This window comes from Pseudomonas sp. GW460-12-10-14-TSB1 (genome assembly GCF_017349775.1).
Classification (GTDB): domain Bacteria; phylum Pseudomonadota; class Gammaproteobacteria; order Pseudomonadales; family Pseudomonadaceae; genus Aquipseudomonas; species Aquipseudomonas piscium.
In genome coordinates, this window is sequence record NZ_JACNAC010000053.1 from 25174 (window position 1) to 44509 (window position 19336).

20 protein-coding genes, 1 tRNA gene and 1 pseudogene are annotated in these 19336 nt (G+C 54.8%); 16 read left to right on the top strand and 6 right to left on the bottom strand.

Annotated elements, in window-relative coordinates:
• Window positions 1-54: 54 nt before the first annotated feature.
• From J4D52_RS24405 to J4D52_RS24450, 10 genes are all read left to right on the top strand, one after another.
• Window positions 55-750, top strand: a complete 696-nt coding sequence (locus J4D52_RS24405; protein ID WP_092306006.1) for an ABC transporter permease — start codon at window positions 55-57, stop codon at window positions 748-750.
• Complete coding sequence (locus J4D52_RS24410) at window positions 747-1436, top strand: ABC transporter permease (protein ID WP_007922607.1); 690 nt, start codon at window positions 747-749, stop codon at window positions 1434-1436. The genes J4D52_RS24405 and J4D52_RS24410 overlap by 4 nt, the downstream gene beginning before the upstream one ends.
• Before the next feature lie 125 nt (window positions 1437-1561).
• Window positions 1562-2773 carry a methyltransferase gene (locus J4D52_RS24415; protein ID WP_102677356.1) on the top strand — a complete coding sequence of 404 codons (1212 nt, stop codon included), beginning with the start codon at window positions 1562-1564 and terminating at the stop codon, window positions 2771-2773.
• Window positions 2774-3127: 354 nt separating this feature from the next.
• Entirely contained in the window at window positions 3128-3949 is an 822-nt protein-coding gene (locus tag J4D52_RS24420; RefSeq protein WP_102677357.1) for an FkbM family methyltransferase, read from the top strand.
• Window positions 3950-4028: 79 nt separating this feature from the next.
• A tRNA-Thr gene (locus J4D52_RS24425) sits at window positions 4029-4104 on the top strand.
• Between the two features lie 164 nt (window positions 4105-4268).
• Entirely contained in the window at window positions 4269-5597 is a 1329-nt protein-coding gene (locus J4D52_RS24430) for a phage integrase central domain-containing protein (RefSeq protein ID WP_102677358.1), read from the top strand.
• A gap of 906 nt (window positions 5598-6503) precedes the next feature.
• The gene (locus tag J4D52_RS24435; RefSeq protein WP_102677359.1) at window positions 6504-7484 is read left to right on the top strand and encodes an integrase domain-containing protein; all 981 of its coding nucleotides are present in this window, start codon (window positions 6504-6506) and stop codon (window positions 7482-7484) included.
• Window positions 7481-7756, top strand: coding sequence for a hypothetical protein (locus tag J4D52_RS24440; protein ID WP_102677360.1), 276 nt, complete (start codon window positions 7481-7483; stop codon window positions 7754-7756). Before J4D52_RS24435 ends, J4D52_RS24440 begins: the two co-directional genes overlap by 4 nt.
• Before the next feature lie 495 nt (window positions 7757-8251).
• A complete protein-coding gene (locus J4D52_RS24445; RefSeq protein WP_146018005.1) occupies window positions 8252-8590 on the top strand; it encodes a hypothetical protein in 339 nt (112 codons plus the stop codon).
• Window positions 8583-9668, top strand: coding sequence for an ImmA/IrrE family metallo-endopeptidase (locus tag J4D52_RS24450; protein ID WP_158246971.1), 1086 nt, complete (start codon window positions 8583-8585; stop codon window positions 9666-9668). Before J4D52_RS24445 ends, J4D52_RS24450 begins: the two co-directional genes overlap by 8 nt.
• Here the strand turns inward: J4D52_RS24450 and J4D52_RS24455 are convergent, their stop codons facing one another.
• From J4D52_RS24455 to J4D52_RS24470, 4 genes are read right to left on the bottom strand one after another with little or no spacing between them, the layout of a single operon-like run.
• A complete protein-coding gene (locus tag J4D52_RS24455; protein ID WP_207272163.1) occupies window positions 9669-10637 on the bottom strand; it encodes a hypothetical protein in 969 nt (322 codons plus the stop codon).
• The gene (locus tag J4D52_RS24460; protein ID WP_102677362.1) at window positions 10601-11440 is read right to left on the bottom strand and encodes a hypothetical protein; all 840 of its coding nucleotides are present in this window, start codon (window positions 11438-11440) and stop codon (window positions 10601-10603) included. The genes J4D52_RS24455 and J4D52_RS24460 overlap by 37 nt, the downstream gene beginning before the upstream one ends.
• Window position 11441: 1 nt before the next feature.
• A complete protein-coding gene (locus tag J4D52_RS24465; RefSeq protein WP_158246972.1) occupies window positions 11442-12395 on the bottom strand; it encodes a thymidylate synthase in 954 nt (317 codons plus the stop codon).
• A 26-nt stretch (window positions 12396-12421) separates the two neighbouring features.
• On the bottom strand, window positions 12422-12724 hold the full coding sequence (locus tag J4D52_RS24470; RefSeq protein ID WP_082098029.1) for a DUF4031 domain-containing protein: 303 nt from the start codon (window positions 12722-12724) through the stop codon (window positions 12422-12424).
• A gap of 822 nt (window positions 12725-13546) precedes the next feature.
• Here J4D52_RS24470 and J4D52_RS24475 point away from each other — a divergent pair.
• The 6 genes and pseudogenes from J4D52_RS24475 (at window position 13547) to J4D52_RS24495 (ending at window position 18355) form a co-directional block, all read left to right on the top strand.
• A complete protein-coding gene (locus J4D52_RS24475) occupies window positions 13547-14563 on the top strand; it encodes an AraC family transcriptional regulator (RefSeq protein WP_102677364.1) in 1017 nt (338 codons plus the stop codon).
• Between the two features lie 128 nt (window positions 14564-14691).
• A pseudogene (locus tag J4D52_RS30665) lies at window positions 14692-14925 on the top strand (hypothetical protein); the annotation flags it as partial.
• 122 nt (window positions 14926-15047) lie between these two features.
• Entirely contained in the window at window positions 15048-15605 is a 558-nt protein-coding gene (locus J4D52_RS24480) for a hypothetical protein (protein ID WP_124304504.1), read from the top strand.
• Between the two features lie 30 nt (window positions 15606-15635).
• Window positions 15636-16172, top strand: a complete 537-nt coding sequence (locus J4D52_RS24485) for a hypothetical protein (protein WP_063427813.1) — start codon at window positions 15636-15638, stop codon at window positions 16170-16172.
• 624 nt (window positions 16173-16796) lie between these two features.
• On the top strand, window positions 16797-17396 hold the full coding sequence (wrbA, locus tag J4D52_RS24490) for an NAD(P)H:quinone oxidoreductase (RefSeq protein ID WP_063427812.1): 600 nt from the start codon (window positions 16797-16799) through the stop codon (window positions 17394-17396).
• 404 nt (window positions 17397-17800) lie between these two features.
• Complete coding sequence (locus J4D52_RS24495; protein WP_102677366.1) at window positions 17801-18355, top strand: hypothetical protein; 555 nt, start codon at window positions 17801-17803, stop codon at window positions 18353-18355.
• A gap of 30 nt (window positions 18356-18385) precedes the next feature.
• Here J4D52_RS24495 and J4D52_RS24500 read toward each other — a convergent pair whose 3' ends face one another.
• Window positions 18386-18703 (bottom strand): cytochrome C oxidase subunit IV family protein, encoded by a 318-nt coding sequence (locus J4D52_RS24500; RefSeq protein WP_016702591.1) that lies wholly within the window; start codon window positions 18701-18703, stop codon window positions 18386-18388.
• Window positions 18704-18724: 21 nt separating this feature from the next.
• Window positions 18725-19336 (bottom strand): heme-copper oxidase subunit III family protein (locus tag J4D52_RS24505; protein WP_207272164.1); only part of this gene is annotated, 612 nt, incomplete at its 5' end.

Sequence of the window (19336 nt, forward strand, 5' to 3'; positions counted from 1 at the left end):
CTCCCCGAGGGCGCCGGTCCTTAGCAAAGCCTGCCGCGACTTGAATAACCATCCATGAATATCGATCTCTACGGATTCGGCCCGGCGCTTGCCGCTGGCGCGCTGATGACCGTCAAGCTGGCTCTTTCCGCGCTGTGCCTGGGGCTGGTGCTCGGCCTGCTCGGCGCCTTGGCCAAGACTTCCCCCTACAAGCCGCTGCAATGGCTTGGCGGCACCTATTCGACCCTGGTGCGCGGCGTTCCCGAGCTGCTCTGGGTGCTGCTGATCTACTTCGGCACCGTCAACCTGATGCGCGCCCTGGGTGAGTTCTTCGGCAACCCGGAGCTGGAACTCAACGCCTTCGCCGCCGGGGTCATCGCCCTCGGCCTGTGCTTCGGCGCCTATGCCACCGAAGTGTTTCGTGGTGCGATCCTCGCCATCCCCAAGGGCCATCGTGAGGCCGGCGTGGCCCTGGGCCTGTCGAAATGGCGGATCTTCACCAAGCTGATCATGCCGCAGATGTGGCGCATCGCCCTGCCGGGCCTGGGCAACCTGTTCATGATCCTGATGAAGGACACCGCGCTGGTGTCGGTGATCGGCCTGGAAGAAATCATGCGGCACTCGCAGATCGCCGTGACCGTGTCCAAGCAACCCTTCACCTTCTATATGGTGGCGGCCTTCATGTACCTGGGCCTGACCGTGCTGGCCATGACCGGCATGCACTTCCTGGAAAAACGCGCCGCACGCGGCTTCGCGAGGAGCGCCCAATGAACTGGGAAGTGATCATCAAGTGGCTGCCCAAGCTGGCCCAGGGCGCCACGCTGACCCTGGAGCTGGTGGCCATCGCGGTCATCGCCGGCCTGCTGCTGGCCATTCCGCTGGGCATCGCCCGCTCGTCGCGCCTGTGGTACGTGCGCGCCCTGCCCTATGCCTACATTTTCTTCTTCCGCGGCACGCCGCTGCTGGTGCAGCTGTTCCTGGTCTACTACGGCCTGGCGCAGTTCGACGCGGTGCGTAACAGCGCGATGTGGCCGTACCTGCGCGATCCGTTCTGGTGTGCCACCGCCACCATGACCCTGCACACCGCAGCCTATATCGCCGAGATCCTGCGCGGGGCGATCCAGGCCATCCCGCCGGGCGAGATCGAAGCCGCGCGGGCGCTGGGCATGTCCAAGCCCAAGGCGCTGTTCTACATCATCCTGCCCCGGGCAGCGCGCATCGGCCTGCCGGCCTACAGCAACGAAGTGATCCTGATGCTCAAGGCCAGCGCCCTGGCCAGCACCGTGACCCTGCTGGAACTGACCGGCATGGCCCGCACCATCATCGCCCGCACCTACCTGCCGGTGGAGATCTTCTTCGCCGCCGGGGTGTTCTACCTGCTGATGTCCTATGTGCTGGTGCAAGGCTTCAAGCTGCTGGAACGCTGGCTGCGCGTCGAGCAGTGCCAAGGCCGCTGAACGCACCGCTTCTGTAGGAGCGAGGCTTGCCCGCGATAAACGATAACGCGGTGTTTCAGACAATCCGCGACGTTCTTATCGCGGGCAAGCCTCGCTCCTACCGACCACACCCTGAGCTGCCCAGCATGTCCTCCATCCTCCAAGGCCCCGAACTCCTCACCCGCTTCCAGGCCCTGGACCGCTTCCTGCTCGACCATCAACAGCTCTGGCGCCCACGCCCCTTCACCGAGCCACAGCTGCCCTGGGAAGCCCAGCACCACGAACTCGCCCAGTGGCTGCGCCAACGCAGCCTAGACGATGCCGAGGCCAGCCATAATCACCCCGAGTTGCTCGATGCTCCCGCGCCCTTCCCTGATCTGGCGCGAACCGCCGCCACTCTGGGCGCCCTGGCCGAGCTGCCGACACACGAGGTGCCAGCCGCCCGCCAGCGCCTCAACGTCGATGTGCCCGGGCGTAAATGGCAACAGATCGAAGCCTTCGCCGCCTGCCTGGAATTCACCCAGGCACCCGGCCACTGGCTGGACTGGTGTTCGGGCAAGGGCCACCTCGGCCGCCGCCTGCTGCAACCCGGGCAACAGCTGACCTGCCTGGAATACGATCCGGCCCTGGTCGCCAGCGGTCGGCAACTGAGCGAACACCATCGGCTGTCGGTCAACCACCTGCAGCAGGACGTGCTCGCCGCCGACGCCGCTACCCGCCTGAGCGCCGAACACACCCCGGTGGCCTTGCATGCTTGTGGCGACCTGCATGTGCGCCTGATGCAACTGGCCAGCGAGCGCGGCTGTCGCCAACTGGCCATAGCGCCCTGCTGCTACAACCGCATCAGCCACGCCGAGTACCAGCCGCTCTCCGGCCCTGCCAAGGGCTCGGCGCTGCAACTGTCCCTCGACGACCTTGGCCTGCCCCTGAGCGAGACCGTCACCGCCGGCGCCCGGGTACGCCGCCAGCGCGACAGCTCCATGGCCCGGCGCCTGGCCTTCGACCTGCTGCAACGCCAACTGCGCGGGGTCGATGACTACCTGCCCACGCCGTCGCTGCCCGCCAGCTGGCTGGACAAACCCTTCACCGACTACTGCCGCGACCTGGCCGCCCTCAAGCACTTATCCACAGTCGGTGCGCAGGACTGGCCGGCACTGGAAGCCGCCGGCTGGCAACGCCTGGCCCAGGTGCGCAATCTGGAGCTGCTGCGCGGCCTGTTCCGCCGCCCCTTGGAGCTGTGGCTGGTGCTCGATCGCGGGCTGTTTTTGCAGGAGCAGGGTTACCGCGTGCAACTGGGCCTGTTCTGCCCGGCACCGCTCACCCCACGCAACCTGATGCTGCTGGCGGAACGTGGATAACTTGGATCCACCACCCCATCCAACCTGTGGATAACTCTGTTGATGAATTCATGACAAAGCCGCTGAAAGTGCCTGCTACAGGCCTGATCCATAGCTGGTCATTTTTTGTTCATAAAAATAAATCAACGAAAAAACAGCCAGTTGCGGCGAATTGAGAACGGATCCACAAAATCGGCCGGAATCGCCGCGCAACGGCAATCGATTGTGCATAAGCCTTAACACCAAAGGACATAACCGCCGAAAACCGGCACCTGGCAGGCGACAAATTGCGCCTGGCGACGGCGCTTGTTATACAGACGCAGGCGCTCGCGGGCGCGTCCGAGCCAGAACCTTTGTGACTGACGGGAAAAGACAGTGACGTTCATTTCTTATGCACAGAATTTCGAAGACATCCGCCTGTGGCGCGCCCTCAAACATGTCGAAAAAGGCTTCTACATCGACGTCGGCGCCAACCATCCCACTACGGACTCCGTGACCCGCGCCTTCTACGACCGTGGCTGGAGCGGGATCAACGTCGAACCGGTACCCAGCTATTACGACGCCCTGTGCCAGGAGCGCCCTCGGGACAGCAACCTGCAATGCGCGGCCGGCGACAACGCCGAGGCCCTGACCTTCTACGGCATCGCCGACACCGGCCTGTCCACCCTCGACCCCGCCATCGCCCAGCAGCACAAGGACGCCGGCATGCCGGTGCAAACCCAGATCGTCAGCTCGCGCACCCTGAGCGATATCTGCGAAGCCCACGTCGACGGCCCCATCCACTTCCTCAAGATCGACGTCGAAGGTCACGAAGAAACCGTGCTGCGCAGCATGGACTTCAGCCGCTGGCGGCCGTGGATCCTGCTGATCGAAACCCCGTGGAACCGCGACCAGACCTGGGAAACCCTGGTTACCGGCGCCGGCTACCACCCGGTGGTGTTCGATGGCATCAACACCTTCTACCTGGCCGAAGAACACCTGAACCTCAAGGGCGCCTTCGACCTCCCGCCGTGCAACCTCGACGAATTCCAGTTCCGCCCCGGCCACAGCTTCGTCGCCCCCGACACCGACCTGGAACAGGCCCTGATCGCCGAACGCCAACGCGCCGACCGCGCCGAAGCCGAACTCCACGCCCTGCGCAACAGCCGCTCGTGGCGCGCCATCGAAAAACTCAAGAAAGTGCTGGTCCGCGGCTAGAGCCCGGCACAAAGCAAAAATAGTCAGATTTCAGGGGTTTACAGAACCTTGCCAATCGCTATAATCGTCGCCCTGACACGCCGGTATAGCTCAGTTGGTAGAGCAACTGACTTGTAATCAGTAGGTCCCGGGTTCGACTCCTGGTGCCGGCACCACATTAGGCTCCATTGCATTCCACTGAATGCTCTGGAAGCCCCGAAAACCCGCCCTTTGGCGGGTTTTTTCGTTCCAGGACCCTCTGTCGGGATCCAACAAAATCCCCCTTCCCCGAGGGTATGTTAGGGGTACTGCGATTTCCCGGTCAGGAGCGCGTACCCCTATGCCACGTCTAGCGATCCCCCTCAGCGACCTGCAATGCCGCACGGCCAAAACCCGCGAACGCGCCTACAAACTGTTCGACGGCGGTGGCATGTACCTTTTCGTCAAACCCAATGGCGTGAAGACCTGGCGTTTGAAGTACACCAAGCCCAGCGGCAAGGAAGGTACGCTCATCATCGGCAATTACCCCATCGTTACCCTTTCCGTCGCACGACGTAAGCGAGACGAAGCCAAGGCGTTGTTGCTCGACAACCTCGACCCAATGGAAGAAAAGAAGAAGGCCAAGATCGTAGCCCAGCGGGCGGCACTGCTTTTCGAAACCGTTGCCCTGGAGTGGCACGCTGATATGTCTCGCCGCTGGACCGAAGGCCACGCAAAAACCGTAATGAGCCGACTGCGCACCCACGTCTTCCCGCTGATCGGCCAACGCCCCATCGCAGAACTCGATACCCACGACCTGCTAGAGATCACCCAGCGCATCAAGGAACGCGGCACCATGGATGTGGCGTTAAGGGTACAGAACTACTTATCCACCATCATGCGCGGGGCCAAAAGGGCTCGGCAGATCACCATTAATCCTGCACTGGATCTGGCAGGCTCGATTCACGCGCCGCGCACAATCCATCGCCCGGCCCTCTCCCTCAACCGCCTACCCGAACTGCTACACCGTATCGACAACTACAACGGCCGCGAGCTGACGCGCCTCGCCGTCCTGTTGACGTTGCATGTATTTGTCCGCTCCAGCGAACTGCGTTTTGCTCGATGGAGTGAGTTCGACTTCCAACGCGCCATGTGGGAAATCCCCGATACCCGCGCACCGATTGAAGGGGTACGCAACTCCACACGCGGGACCAAAATGAACGGCGACATTCAAATGGTTCCGCTCTCGCCGCAGGTCATCGAAATACTGGAGCGCCTACGCAGCCTCAGTCGTTTTTCAGAGTTAGTGCTACCGGGCGACCATAAGTATTGGAAGCCCATGTCCGAGAACACGGTGAACACCATGCTCCGCAACGTCGGCTATGACACCAGCAAGGACGTGTGTGGCCACGGCTTCAGGACCATGGCCTGTAGCGCCCTGCTGGAGTCCGGGTTATGGACCGACGCAGCCATTGAACGGCAAATGAGTCACAAGGAACGCAACCGCGTGCGCGCCGCGTATATCCACAAGGCCGAATTCCTCGAACAGCGCAGGCTGATCATGGCGTGGTGGAGCAACTACATCGACGCCAACCGCCATGGGCATGTGACGCCCCACGAATTTGCTCACCCAGTCGGCGACAACATCACGGCCCTACAAAATAGCCGTGGAGCATCCAAACGTGGGTAAGCCTGTGAGATCACCGTTGTCCGCCCTTCCACGCGGGTCCATCCAAGCGGGGCTGCAAAGCCGCCCTGCTTGGATGGACCTCATTTAAAAAATCTAAAGCCCACGCAAATTGTCTGTGGAAAACCATAGATTTCCACCGGTGGATAATTTCATCCACAGCCGCAGAATTCCCGAAAATTCGAGCCTTGACCCAAATTATCCACAGGCGTAGAAAAGATCGGGCAAAGCGCTGTCTTTGACAGCAACCCAGGTAGCCAGAACCTTTAAGGCTACGCCACACCGTGGTGGTTCTCCCAAAGTGCGATTAGCGTCCGGCGGCTCGCACGGTCACAGCAATGTGATGGATGCCTACTTCTACCAGAGTGCCCAATGCGGCAACTCATACCCCTTTATAGCTGCCCTGCAGCAACCTATCCTTTTGGCCATTTCATTGCGCCAACCCTGCGCCCGTCTCTTTCTTCCGGAAAGAGACGGGCGCTCCTACCGCTGCTGCAGCCCAACTCGTACAAGGCTTTGCGGCATTCCCCCTCGTGACAATCGGTGTGACAAACACCGAAGCCACCAGCAACAGCGATGCAGATGATGGTGCCGCAGCCCAAGGAATGGACTGCACCTGACTGACAGTCAGGCATGCCCCGGTCATCGCCTCACTGCCTTCACCTGACTCAAGATCTCGCGGCGCCGGTCTTGTCAGCCAACGCAGCCTCCACCCGCCCACTTCCGCGGAGGTGCTCAGGAGACCAGATCATGAGATGCCCAAGCTCCCGGTCGTAAGGAGCCGCCAGTCCCGCGTTAGTGGACAACCCTCACAGGTCGCAGGGGCCTTGATCCCTGACAACACTCAACATTCTTGGCGGGATGACGTGGGGAAGGTTTTACAAGTGTGGCTTACAGAGGAGTTTGGTCATGGGATTGGTCGGCAGACGGGAGGGGCGTAATTTTGGCTATGGCCGGCAATTGAGCTATGCCGGGCCGCAGGCACTGAAAGACCGGTTTGGCGGTGGGCATTACGGGACGGTCAAAGCACACAGTGATCGTTGGCAGACGTTCGTGCGCTGGTGTCGGTCGGAGGATGGACCAGGATTTAACGATGCGCGGCAGATTAATTGGCAGACCTTGCTGGACTACGCCGGACATCTGCGCCAACAAGTTGAACGAGGTGAACTGGCCATCGCGACTGCGCAAAACCGGTTGTCCAGTGTGAATAGGACCATGGCCGCGCTTCGCGGTGATCAGTATGTGAAAGTGCCGAGCCCGAGTAAGGCGCTTGGAATGCAGCGCACCAGTGTTCGTCGTTCGGTGCCGCAAGGCCAAGACCGCGAACAGGTGAAGCGAATCGTAGAGGTGCTTTGCGAACACCAAATGCCGCGCGCCGCGGCCATCGCTCAGTTGGCGCGAGCAACCGGTATGCGCTTACGCGAGGCGATTTTGGCCGACCTTCCGCGCTTAAAACGTGAGGCCGAACAATACGGCAAGATCAACATCCAGAATGGCACCAAGGGGGGCCGCTCAGGTGCCTCGGCACCTCGCTGGATCAGGGCGGATGATCATATTCGCGAGGCGCTGAGATTCGCCGAACAGGTCTCACCCGACGGTAGCCGCAACCTACTTGCACCGAACGAAACCTACCTCGATTTCCAACGGGGAATCGTCCGTCCTGCACGGGACATCCTCCATCAGTACAACCTCAAAGGCTTCCACGAATTGAGGGCAGCCTATGCGTGCGAACGCTATGAGCAAATCACCCACCATCCCGCCCCCATCAACGGTGGCCATTGCTATCAACTCGACCGACGTCTCGATCAGGAAGCCCTAGTACAAATCAGCTATGAGCTGGGGCACAACCGTATCGTCGTGGTGGCCGCTTACATTGGTGGTCGCGCATGAGCACGGTATTCGATATGGATCTGTTCCTGACGGGCGTCCTGACCGGGTCGCACACCACGCGCCAACGCCACCTGCGCCAGGCGAAGGCCATCCAAACAGCGATCGCTGAGCGCTGGCAACGCAACAATCCATGGACTTGGCAGAGAAAACACCTTGCGTGGTTTTTGAATCACCACCTAAACCAGCACACTCAATCGACGCGCTATTACTATTTGCTGACCATGCAATTACTCACTCATCGCTTAGGAAAATCCTGGCGGTTCAACCTCTAAACGAAGGTCAGAAAACGGCCCAGAGTGTGTAAAAACGCTTCACCAAAATTGAAGTGTGCGTGTCTACGTTAAATCTGAAATTTATCGGCACGTCAGCAGATGTGAATTTCGCGTAGAAGCGCGATTTCCAGTCCGGTTTTGAGTACCTGTCGCGCTCAAAAAAGTTTTTACACAGCCTCGGCCAGTAGCTGACGTTCACAACGAGCAACTCTTAGAAGGTACAAACGTTGATCCTACCCTGAGACTGGCGGAGAGCCTGATGGGTTGCTATACCATCGGAGTCTATGCCGGGCGCGTCTAACTTCACCCGGACGCGTGATGGAGCTACGAAGATCGACGGTGAGGAACAAACCGGTCAGGGATTGTAGACGCGATGATCAGGATGATGGGGGCGCGTTCTTTGTGAACCGATACACGACAGGCGATGTGTTTTCCCCATCCGAAGGGGTATCATTACGCCACTGTTTCATTTACATCACGGACGAATCGGACAGAATGGCGTTGAAATTGGCGTTTGAGACGGAGGCACTTCGGGACCTTTGCACCAGCGAAGTGATCGCCCTACAGGAGTTGCCGCCATTGGTGGCCCAGAGTCTGTTCAGAAGGCTTGCGGACATCCGTGCGGCGTCGAACATCCTTTACCTCCCCGTCGGAAAACCTGCCGAACTTGAAGCCGCCCCACCTGGATTGGTGGTGGTTAAGCTCCATCAGAATCACCATCTTTTATTCAGTGCCGCTCATCAACAAGTCCCAATATTATCCTCCGGTAATGTAAACTGGGGCTCAGTAACGGATGTAAAATTGTTGAAGATTGGAAATGATAATGATGAATAACTCTATGTTTCAGCCAACCTGGATCTCACCTCCCGGCGAAACAATTCTGGACATTCTTTCTGATCGAGAGATAAGTCCGGAATGTTTGGCAGATAACATAGGTTACGATTTGGATGGAATCAAAGCTCTCTTCAATGGCAGCCATGAAATAAACGAACATCTAGCTCATAAATTAGCTGAGGCCATTGGCCCTGATGCTGATTTTTGGCTGACACGAGAACAGCAATATCGCGAAGACGTATCTCGGATATACAGAAAGACTAGCAAAACGGAAGATAGCTGGCTTGCTGATCTGCCAATCAAAAGTATGCAAGCTTTTGGATGGATCTCAAACTCGGAAAGTAAGTCAAAAAAAGTTATTGATTGTCTTGATTATTTCGGTATACCTGACATCAGTGCATGGAAGGATATCAGCGCACAGTTCAGCAAGGAAACACGTTTCAGAACGAGCCAGATATTTGATCAGGAAATCGGTGCGACGGCGGCATGGGTGAGATTTGGAGAAAGCAAAGCTTCAAGAATTTCATGCAAACCTTGGGATAGAAATCAACTTCTGAGCAGTCTTGAAACTATCAGAGCTCTGACGCATACTCCCGAACCTGCATTGTTTATCCCTGAGCTTCAAGGCATCTTAAACGATTCTGGCGTTGTACTAGTTATATCTAAAACTCCAGATGGTTGCCCTGCGAGTGGGATGGCTAAATTTGTTTCAGCAGATAAAGCGCTAATTATGTTGAGTTTTCGCTACTTATCTGATGATCATTTTTGGTTTTCATTGTTTCACGAAATTGGGCACTTAGTCCTTCATGGGCGTAAGTCGACCTTTGTGGAAGGTGAAGGATTCGAATGTACGAAAGAAGAGAAAGAAGCCAATGAGTTTGCAGCTCTCACACTTATCCCCACGGGCTTTCGGGAGAGTATGAGAGCTCATTCCGCCGACTACAGAAGTATCCTAAAGTTTTCCAAGTCTGTTGGCATTGCTCCCGGCATCGTGGTGGGACAGATGCAGCATGAACGGATACTGAAGTCAGGGCATATGAATAAATTGAAAGTTCGATATTCATGGTCCACTATCTGATCAACCTCTGAATCGCAGGAATCTGCCTGGCGATTTTTGCCAGTTGCACAGGGCATCTTCGATGACCTGCATGCCAACTCTAAGGAAGCTGTCCAAATGCTGTATCTTTTGCTCCAGCACCACAGCAGACAAATTAGATGTGGTTGCACCGCCAAAGAGTAAGCGAGCTCCTTTGAGAGGGCCAGTTGCCTCTGCCATGTAGGTCGAATCTGCCACGATTGTGGAAATTCCCACCTTCGCAATCATGGTAAGGTAATCAAACTTTCCGGTTCGACCAAACCGCTTAACAGCTCCCATAGATCGATAAAGCATGCCGAACGCAGCTCTGGGGTTATTACCAGATTGGGTCAGCGCGTTAGTGAACAGGCCCGCATGGGAGCCATGCTGCATTACCCAATTCACATAGCTCTCAATGATCTCCCCTGTTGAGTTGCTCTTTGCCGGGTCGAGAGACTCATATTTACGATGGTTCCCAAACTTTCGACCACCGCTCCTCAGTACAGCGTGATTACGACCAATCCATGTGCTCATGGCCACGGGGTCGGTGCTTACCAAAGGCCAGGTCCAGTTGTGCCCAGCGCCGAGATTACCGTACACATCTTTTATTAAGAGCCAACCTGTTCGATTGGCTTTACCAAAATGCGTTGCCAAGAAAATTAGCCAGCTCGCCTCTTCTAATTCTCCTGCTTGCGCCTTCAAGACGGCAGCGCGTATCGGATCGAAGTAGTCACTACCTGGATCCGCACGATTCGGACTAATGGGCCTTGAAGCAATAGCAGCAACGTAGTCGACTCGCCTAATGCTTTCTACCAGTTGTTCCAGAAGTGCAGCTTTGTTCTCTAACGCTACGACCCCAGGGAGCATTAAACCATCGTTCACGACTTGATCGAGTTTAGCGCTCAATGTCTGCTTGAGGGCTTGTCTAGGCTGTATCAATTTAAAATCTCCTTGGCCTTCTGCGAGATCCACTCCTGAATGGACGTACGCACTGAAGAGGTCACTCCATAACTACTTTGGATATTATGGTTGTAACCTAATATATACACATCTTTCCCGATATTGATATCTGCCATCCGCGAAATTTTTCCCTCATAGCTAAAACCGCTAATATGGTTTCCGTTCTTTCGCGGCAAGCACCAAGCCTCCATTGGCTCTTTGTGGAACGACACGTCGCACGCTCGTTCAAAATTTTCTACCACGGTTTTTCCGTTTAAAACCAGCATCTTAATGGGGGAGTATTTTAAAACCTGACCTAAGAAACCGGCGGATATGGTCAGCAACGAATCGCGTTGCCAAGTTTTCAGAAAAGCCCATTTTATGCCTGTCGCATAAGGTATAAGATCTAAATGGCAAGCATGAAATAGCGGGCTATAAAATGAATCATTGGTTCCACTTAGCAGAAGGTCCAAGGGTTTGAACCAAGCATCATAAGGGTTTCTGGAAAAATACTCCGTACAGGAAGTGTGTATGGACTCTAGTTGCTCGAGCGTCAGCTCATTCCAGCTAGCCAATCCAAGAGATGTCAGTGTGTGGAACCGCCTAGATGAGTCGTTGAGCTCTGTTCCCTCCGACGACACGAATTCCCTGTCACTGGGGTTCAAACCGACGGTTGCGATTGTCGCTTTGCACGGGTCACCAAAGTAAGGAATTGGGGCGGCCCAGTTGATGACATCCAATGTATGCAGTGGTTGCTCAGAAATGAGGCTGATCATTTTTTTCAATATGACCAGTTGAGCATCAGAAGTTGATTCGATATGATCGGGCGCTCGCAATTTACACTCCATTTCCTTGAGATATTTTTATTTTTCGTACAGCTAGACTTCTTAGCTCATCGTTCTCTATCGACTGAGCAATGAATGTCAGTTGCGCGAAACTCTTGATTTTCACAAGATTAAAAACCTCAAGAAGAATTGATAGGTCTCTCCAGTAACCATCAGAATGCTTGTCAGTAGCTATTTTATTTAGTCTTCTAAGCTCTCTTTCATGTTTAAGTAGCTTGAGGACGTTGCTAGTCTGATCGCCAGTGGGCATTGAGGGCATATAGACTTTTTCCTGCCAGCCTTCATTCTGGAAACGTTCAACTCTTTCCACGTCAACCATGTAGAGATGCAAGCTAGTTACGTAGTGCCCATATTCTCCCATGGGTATACCTAATTTACGGGCAGCCAACTCTTGGAGCATTGTGAACGCAAAAATATCGTGGGGGAGTCCCTTGAAAGCATCATTGGAGCGCATGGAAGTGTAGAGGCTGAGCTTGCCTTCTCGGACTAAAAACTGAAGCGTACAGGTGCAAGGGATATCATTGTGAGGTGCTTTTATGTCTGAACTGGAAAATAGCTGCACGACTGCTTTCCTGGTAGAGTTTCGCTCCTTTAAAATCTCGATAACTGCTGGAAGTTGACCGTTAGCACCGAATAACTTTGGTCCGTACGCTCCGAATATTGTCTTGCCGTCATCTGAGTACTTATGATAGTCCTGAATATAATATTGAATCTGATTCAGTTGATTCGAGCCAGAAAGATACCAAAGGAGTTCGCCCAAGCAACTGAAGATCTTTCCCTTGCCTTCGGTACGGCTTAATCTTCCCAGAGGATTTGTTAACTTCAGCAGCACGCCGGATAGCTCTTTTGTTCTGCCTTTTGTTGGCTCGGCCTCTGTGCCGTTGTCAAGAATTTCTTTAAATATTTTCTTTAAAATATCATCAACAGTATCGCCTTTTATAAACACTGATAGCTCCAGTTGGAAATTCGTGTTTAAAACAGAAGGTTCAGCTGCGGCGCAGAATCAGTTTTAAGCATCTGATACTCCACCTTTAATTTTTTTGCGCACTCAATTATCTGCTTTCTCGTTCCTGGCACCGCTCCAAGCTGTATAGCTTTCGTACGAACTGCTAACTTAATATCGTAATGCGGATAAGAGGCGGAGCTTTGAAACCATTGGCGCCGAAGACCTATTCGTGAAGCAAAGCTATGCAGTTCATCTAATGTATCGGCGACCAAATGGCACCATTCGCTGCCTGCCCATTTCACTTTGACGTTGTCAACGTAGATGGTCATGAATCGGGCATCCAGAAAGAGAGTGGGTCGAATTTTTTTGAAAGGAGATGCGCATATTTCCATCCGTGGTAAAGGGATATAGCTGGACTGTAGCATGGCCAATTAGGGGGCGGAATAGTCGAAAAGGTCTAAAGCTTGGGTGTCAACTGATACCCATGCCAATGACAAACTGACTGGAGAAAATTCGGCGTGTATTGCCCCTGAATATTTAGACGGTCGATGACTGCTTTTGGCCGTGTGCTGCCTGTCGCCACGGCAGCTTTTGGCGGATTCCTACCTATTCTCGACGGAGGGGATGATCAACAACGTTCGAATTCGGGAGGTTTACCATTCCGTATGCGGCTCTGAATTACTTGCAGACCGACAACGTGCTGACATCTAAAAAATCCCGAGTTCGATTCCACTGAAAGCCATAACTAGCTGATTTATTTATAGTTACTAGTTGGGGTACGCCAAATTTTCCACCGAACTCCAGACCCGCAGAAAACCTAGCCCCACTGACCGCTACCGTTCGTCTGGTGCCGGCACCATACAAGGTTCCATAGAAAGCTTTCAAAATCTCTGGAACCCCCGAAAAACCCGCCTTCTGGCGGGTTTTTTCGTTTTGGGGCTAAGGCAATTCGATAAAAGGGGAGTCCCCTTATGTCGCGCCTCACTGCTCCATTCTCCGATTCGGCTTGCCGCTCAGCCAAGCCCACCAACTGCGCCTACAAGCTTTCGACGGCGACGGCCTCTACCTTGGCAAAAGTTTTGCGCTAGTGTTTCCCTGCGGGCTAAGACGGTCTTCACGTGCATTGCCTTTAAAAACAGGTGCGAACGCTTATGACGAATGCTGCGCCGTCCATCAAACTCAGCACTCTTCGGCAAATAGCCCCCTATCTGAGCATGCGAGGGGTGTCGCCGCTGGAGTTTTTGCGGCGTTACGGTATTTCCCCTCAGATTTTTCAATACTCGGACGCCTGGGTGCCGCGAACGACCTGCTTTCATATAGCCAATGAAATGGCCGCGGTCGCACAGGACCCTTTCGCGGGGGCAACGGTGGGGCACCTGGTCGAAGTACGCTCACTCGGCGCCTGGGGCGAGTTGATCCTGGGCTCGTCCAATCTCGCTCAGGCGTGCGCAGTGGCGGCGATCCATACGGACTTACTGCATCAAGGAAGCGACGTAAGCATCGTCACCGAAGGCCGTACGGCGAAACTGATCCAGCAATTCACCGGACAGCACGGGGCGGATCCGAAGCAGGTCATTCTCGGCACTCTGGCGCTGCTGAGAAAAGTGCCGCTCATGTCCGGTGAGCCATGCGCCATCCATGTGCATCTGCAAAATCCGAGGCAACAAGGAGATGAGGCGCTGGAAGAATACCTGGGGCCGAATCTGCACATGAACGCGCAGCACAACATGATCGAATTCGATCGCGAGTTGCTCGACGCCCCTCTGCAACCCATCCGGGATGACGCCTGGAAAGTCACCGAGGCCTTGAAATCGACCGCGGAAGCCGCCGGTGTGCTTATCGAGCGGATCGCGGATCAGGATCGATCCAAACTTACCGCTATTTCAAGAAACATCGGATTGTCTTCCCGAACGCTACAGCGTCGTCTCAAATACTGCGGCATCGACTTCGAAGACCTGCGGGACGAAACCCGTCGCAGCAAGGCGCTACAACTGATTGCCAGCGGTAAGTACAGCGCAACCGAAATTGCCTACATGGTTGGCTACAGTGATCAAGCGCACTTTACCCGAGCCTTCAAGCGCTGGACCGGAAGCTCGCCGTCGCGCTACCGCGCCCTCTTAAAAGATGATCGCCAACATCCTCGCCTGACCCTCCCGCCCCACTATTGAGCGCCTTTCAAAGGTTGCCTTCGCGGCACTTGCTCGCTGTGCTTTTGGCACCAAATGGCAAGTTTCCAGCGGGGTGTTCTTATAAAGTCTGAAAAGGTAATGCCCACTTAAAAGACCTAGAGGCTTACATGCCGGACTCATCCACGGCCTGCATCGTCGCCTTGACGTTGGCCACTTTTGCGAGTGCAAACGCTCAGTCATCCGCTGACGCGACGACGCTGGTGGGGGTCGATAACTTTGCTCGTGCCGAGTCCGACCTCTACATGGACAAGAGTGTGGAGAGTGGAGGCTTGGGTCGGTTTGTTCATATCCGTGAACCGGTTGCCATCGACGCTCAGGATGTCATCCGAATGAACACTGAATGGCCAATGGAGTTTTCCAAAGCCAGAGCCCGTCGCTTTATAAACTCGATTATTCGAGTAAGAGCGAGTTTGTCTGATCGATGGGCTACGGCCATCGGTACTTATACTTAAAGGAGTTCATCATGAAGAAAATAATGCTTTGTTTTGCCTTGTTATGTAGTTTTATATCCAGTTCAACTATGGCAGCCCGACCCAGTTATCCCTTTAGTGATTCAATCGCTACCGGCTTGTCGCGCCACCATATTATTCCGTGGGAAGAACTGGTCAGCTTTGGTACCGCCAACTTTACCAGCGATGCAGACAGAACGACCTTGATTACTGCCATTATCGGCACCCGTACTGTCAATCTCGGTTCATTCCAGGGGGATATACCGCAATTGGTCGCCGGGCTGCATGCGCCGCAAAATTCCGAAGCCGTAGAAGTCTGGCAATCGTTACTGGCCTGGACTCAGGGTAATCTGGTCGTGGGAACCAACACCCGCCCGGATGACCCCGGTAGTAAGTTCGATACAGTTGCCTATACCTGTCTGAAAGCCGTCAACCACGATACGGTCTATACCAATATTTTTGATGCATGGAGAGCGCCGACAGCGACCGTTGCAGCGAAAAAACAGTATTTCCTGACAATGGCAGCGCATAACATCGCGGATGCTGCAGGCTTGCCATGCTGGACACCTTAATTTTACTCACCATAACGCACAGGGAAAGTCATGGCTAATACCATCACCGTAGGTAGCATTACTACTCCTAATCCTTTTCTTTGGGTGAATCCGCTGACACTAGGCATGCCCAATGTCGTCTACACCATTCAATCGACCATGCCTGCTGGCGACTGGATTAATGTAGGGCAGTTTTGCGCGGTGCTATCAAGCGCCTGGCTCAATAATGCCAAACATCCGGCACAGTTCGATATTCGCAGTTTTGACGATCCGGGCAAAATTCAGTTGGCTCAGCAAGTGATTGCGGCATCGAATAGTTTGGCCTCACAAGTAACAGCGGCGGAGCAGGCGATACACGGCACGTATAAGTCGAAGACCCTGATTACTAACGAATTTTCGGCCTACAGAACCGGCACTAAAATCTGGGCGGGAAATAATGTGCATGTCATCGGCATTTACATCATCAGCGACACGCAAATGCAAGTTTATGATTCGAATGAAGGAACCACAACCACAGTGTTGCGTGGCAACTTTGCGCAAGTACTGGCGACGTATGCATTGAATGCTTTTGTAGTGGCTGCTGCTTAATGTTGGCAGGACCGCGCTGGCGGGCTGAGAGTTCTTGCCCGGCTTTTCTGCGGTGGCCGGTTACCGGGCCATGGGGGTGAATTATCGCCATGACGGTTTTGTCTACGACATTGTCCAGAAGGGGCCACTGTTGGGTATTAGTGGGCGATTCTGAGGTTTTCATAATTAAGTCAAAGGCCAACCTTCGGGTTGGCCTTTGTCGTTTCCAGGGTTGGTAAACTGGCACGCCAAGAGCCTTGTCCGACACCCCTCCTCGTTTTCAAATCCCCTTCAGCACTACGCCGCGCTCCAAGCCCCCATCAAGGGTGCTATCAATTATTTAATCCAAATATATTTCTTATACTTTTCAATCAATTAAAAACGTATTCCTGCCGCAAAAAGTAAAAACATTCATGACCTGCTCCTAAAAGAACAGTCATCCTCATCAGTTACCGTTGTTTTACAACGATCAATTTTCTCGAACATCCCGTTCGATATTTTCTCATATTCACAGAAGCCAATTAGATCGATCATGCGCCACGACTCACGCAGATGCAGGGTGAAACGGTGGGATGGATAACTAATCTGGTCGCCTATTTAACAGGCAGTCAGTCAGCTCAAAACACACCTCAAGAGGAAGTACGCATGGCTAAGGTATTGGTTCTTTATCATTCGATGTACGGCCATATCGAAACAATGGCCCAGAGCGTGTTGGAAGGTGCCCGGAGCGTTCCCGGGGTTGAGGTCACCCTCAAACGAGTACCAGAGACCATGGACCCGGAAGCCTTCAAGGCTGCCCATGGGAAGGTGGATCAGAGCGCTCCGCTTGCCACACCAGGCGAACTGGGCGACTACGACGCAATCATCCTGGGTACTCCGACCCGCTTCGGCAACATGTCGGGTCAGATGCGCAACTTCCTCGACCAGACCGGCGGGCTGTGGGCCAAGGGTGGCCTGGTTGGCAAGCTCGCCAGTGTATTCACCTCGACGGGTACCGGTGGTGGCCAGGAAATGACCATTACCTCCACGTGGACCACCCTGGCTCACCACGGCATGATCATTGTGCCCATCGGTTATAGCTCGCCAGCCTTGTTCGATACTTCCAGTGTCGGCGGCGGCACGCCTTATGGTGCATCCACCATTGCCGGTGGTGACGGCTCTCGCCAGCCTGATGCTCGTGAATTGGACATCGCTCGTCACCAGGGCCAGTACGTGGCACAACTGGCGGTCAAACTGAGCAAGTAACAAATCGCCAGGTGTACGCTGAGGCAGACACTGCATAAGCAGTGTCTGGATTCGACTCCCGGTGCGGCACCCTACAAAACAAAGCCCTCGCAACGATGCGAGGGCTTTGTTGTTTCTGGGCTAATGTCCCGTCTCGCTCCATAGTCTTACCTCCTGAGACAGCGGGCACCGACTGCTAATCCCCACTTCGCCTGCCATCGAACAGAAGGATTCACGCCCCCCCGGATTGCCCTATGTGCCCGCAGCCCCCGGCTGGCAAGGCGTTGCCAAGGTGGGTGCTATACTTTTTTAGCTAGCAACAAGCGTGCGGTGTTATCCAGAGCGACAGGAAAACGGTCTGGAATTTCATATAACGACTGCAGAAAAAATGGGGGCCTCTGCGACGATGAAGTAGGAGGTGACTCATGAACCGACACTTTTACATCAGCGATAATCTCGACGATCTGGAAACCGTTGAAAGCGAGCTGGAAGCCAGCGGCATCAGTACCGAACAGATTCATGTGCTCAGCGACCGGGATGCGGATGTGGAACAGCATCACCTGCATGATGTGAACTCACTCATGAAGCAGGATGTCGTCCACTCTGGCGAGATTGGCGCGGTCATTGGCATACCGCTCGCGGCATTGGTACTGCTCGGTGCCTATCTGGCAGGTTGGACCGAGTCCGCGGCAGGCTGGGTGCCGTTCATCTTTCTGGCGATCGTGATCCTGGGCTTCTGTATCTGGGAAGGCGGCTTCTTCGGTATCCAGGTGCCCAATGCCCACTTCAGCAATCTGAAAAAGACGCTAAGGGACGGCGAGCACATCTTCTTCGTGGATGTAGAACCCGCTCAGGAAACGGTCCTGGATCGGGTCATCAGCCATCACCCACAGCTACAGCTCGCCGGAACCGGCGCGGCATCCCCTCACTGGGTAGTGGCCTGGCTGCAGAAATGGCATCAGTTCAAGCGCACGATATAGCGACGCTTGAATGCCGGAGGCGGAAGCCGGTCATTGCCCGAGGAAAATCCCCCGGGTGGAAAACACGTAGTCCGCCTCGGCTGCCATCAGGCCCACCAGCACCAGCAGGCACAATGGCGGGACGAGTATGGCGTAGACCATCGCCAGGCGTTCCCAGGCCATGTGCATGAAGATGGAAACGATCAGGCCAGCCTTCAACAACATGAGCACCAGGATCAGCGACCATCTGAAGTAGCCCTGGAAGTGAAAGTAGTCGACCAGGTAGGACAGGGTGCTGAGTACGAACAACAGTCCCCAGATCTTCAGGTACAAGCTCACTGGATGCTGCTGACCTTGTGCATGTGCCATCGCCGGTACTCCTCTGCAGGCTCACCATAAGTAGAAGAAAGCGAAGATAAATACCCACACCAGGTCCACGAAGTGCCAGTACAAGCCGGCTATCTCGACGATCTGATAGTTGCCGGAGCGCTCGTAGTCACCGCGCAATACCTTGAAGGCGACGATGCACAGGTAAATGACTCCGACCGATACATGCAGCCCGTGGAAACCGGTAATCATGAAAAAGCTGGCCCCGAATTGCGCGGCGCCCATGGGGTTCGACCAGGGGCGTACGCCTTCGGCGATGAGCTTGCTCCACTCGAACGCCTGCATGCTGACAAAGGTCGCCCCGAAGGCTGCGGTAGCCAGCATCAGGGCTGCGCATTTGCCGCGCACGCGGCGATAGGCGAAGTTCACGGCCATGGCCATGGTGCCGCTGCTGCTGATCAGCACGAAGGTCATGATGGCGATCAGGATCAAGGGGATTTCAACGCCACCGATAGTCAGGGCGAACACTTCGCTGGGGTTCGGCCAGGGAGCGGTGGCACTCATGCGCACCGACATGTAGCCGGTCAGGAAGCAGGTGAAGATGAAGGTGTCGCTGAGCAGGAAGATCCACATCATCGCCTTGCCCCAGGGCACCCGCTTGAACGCATCCTGATC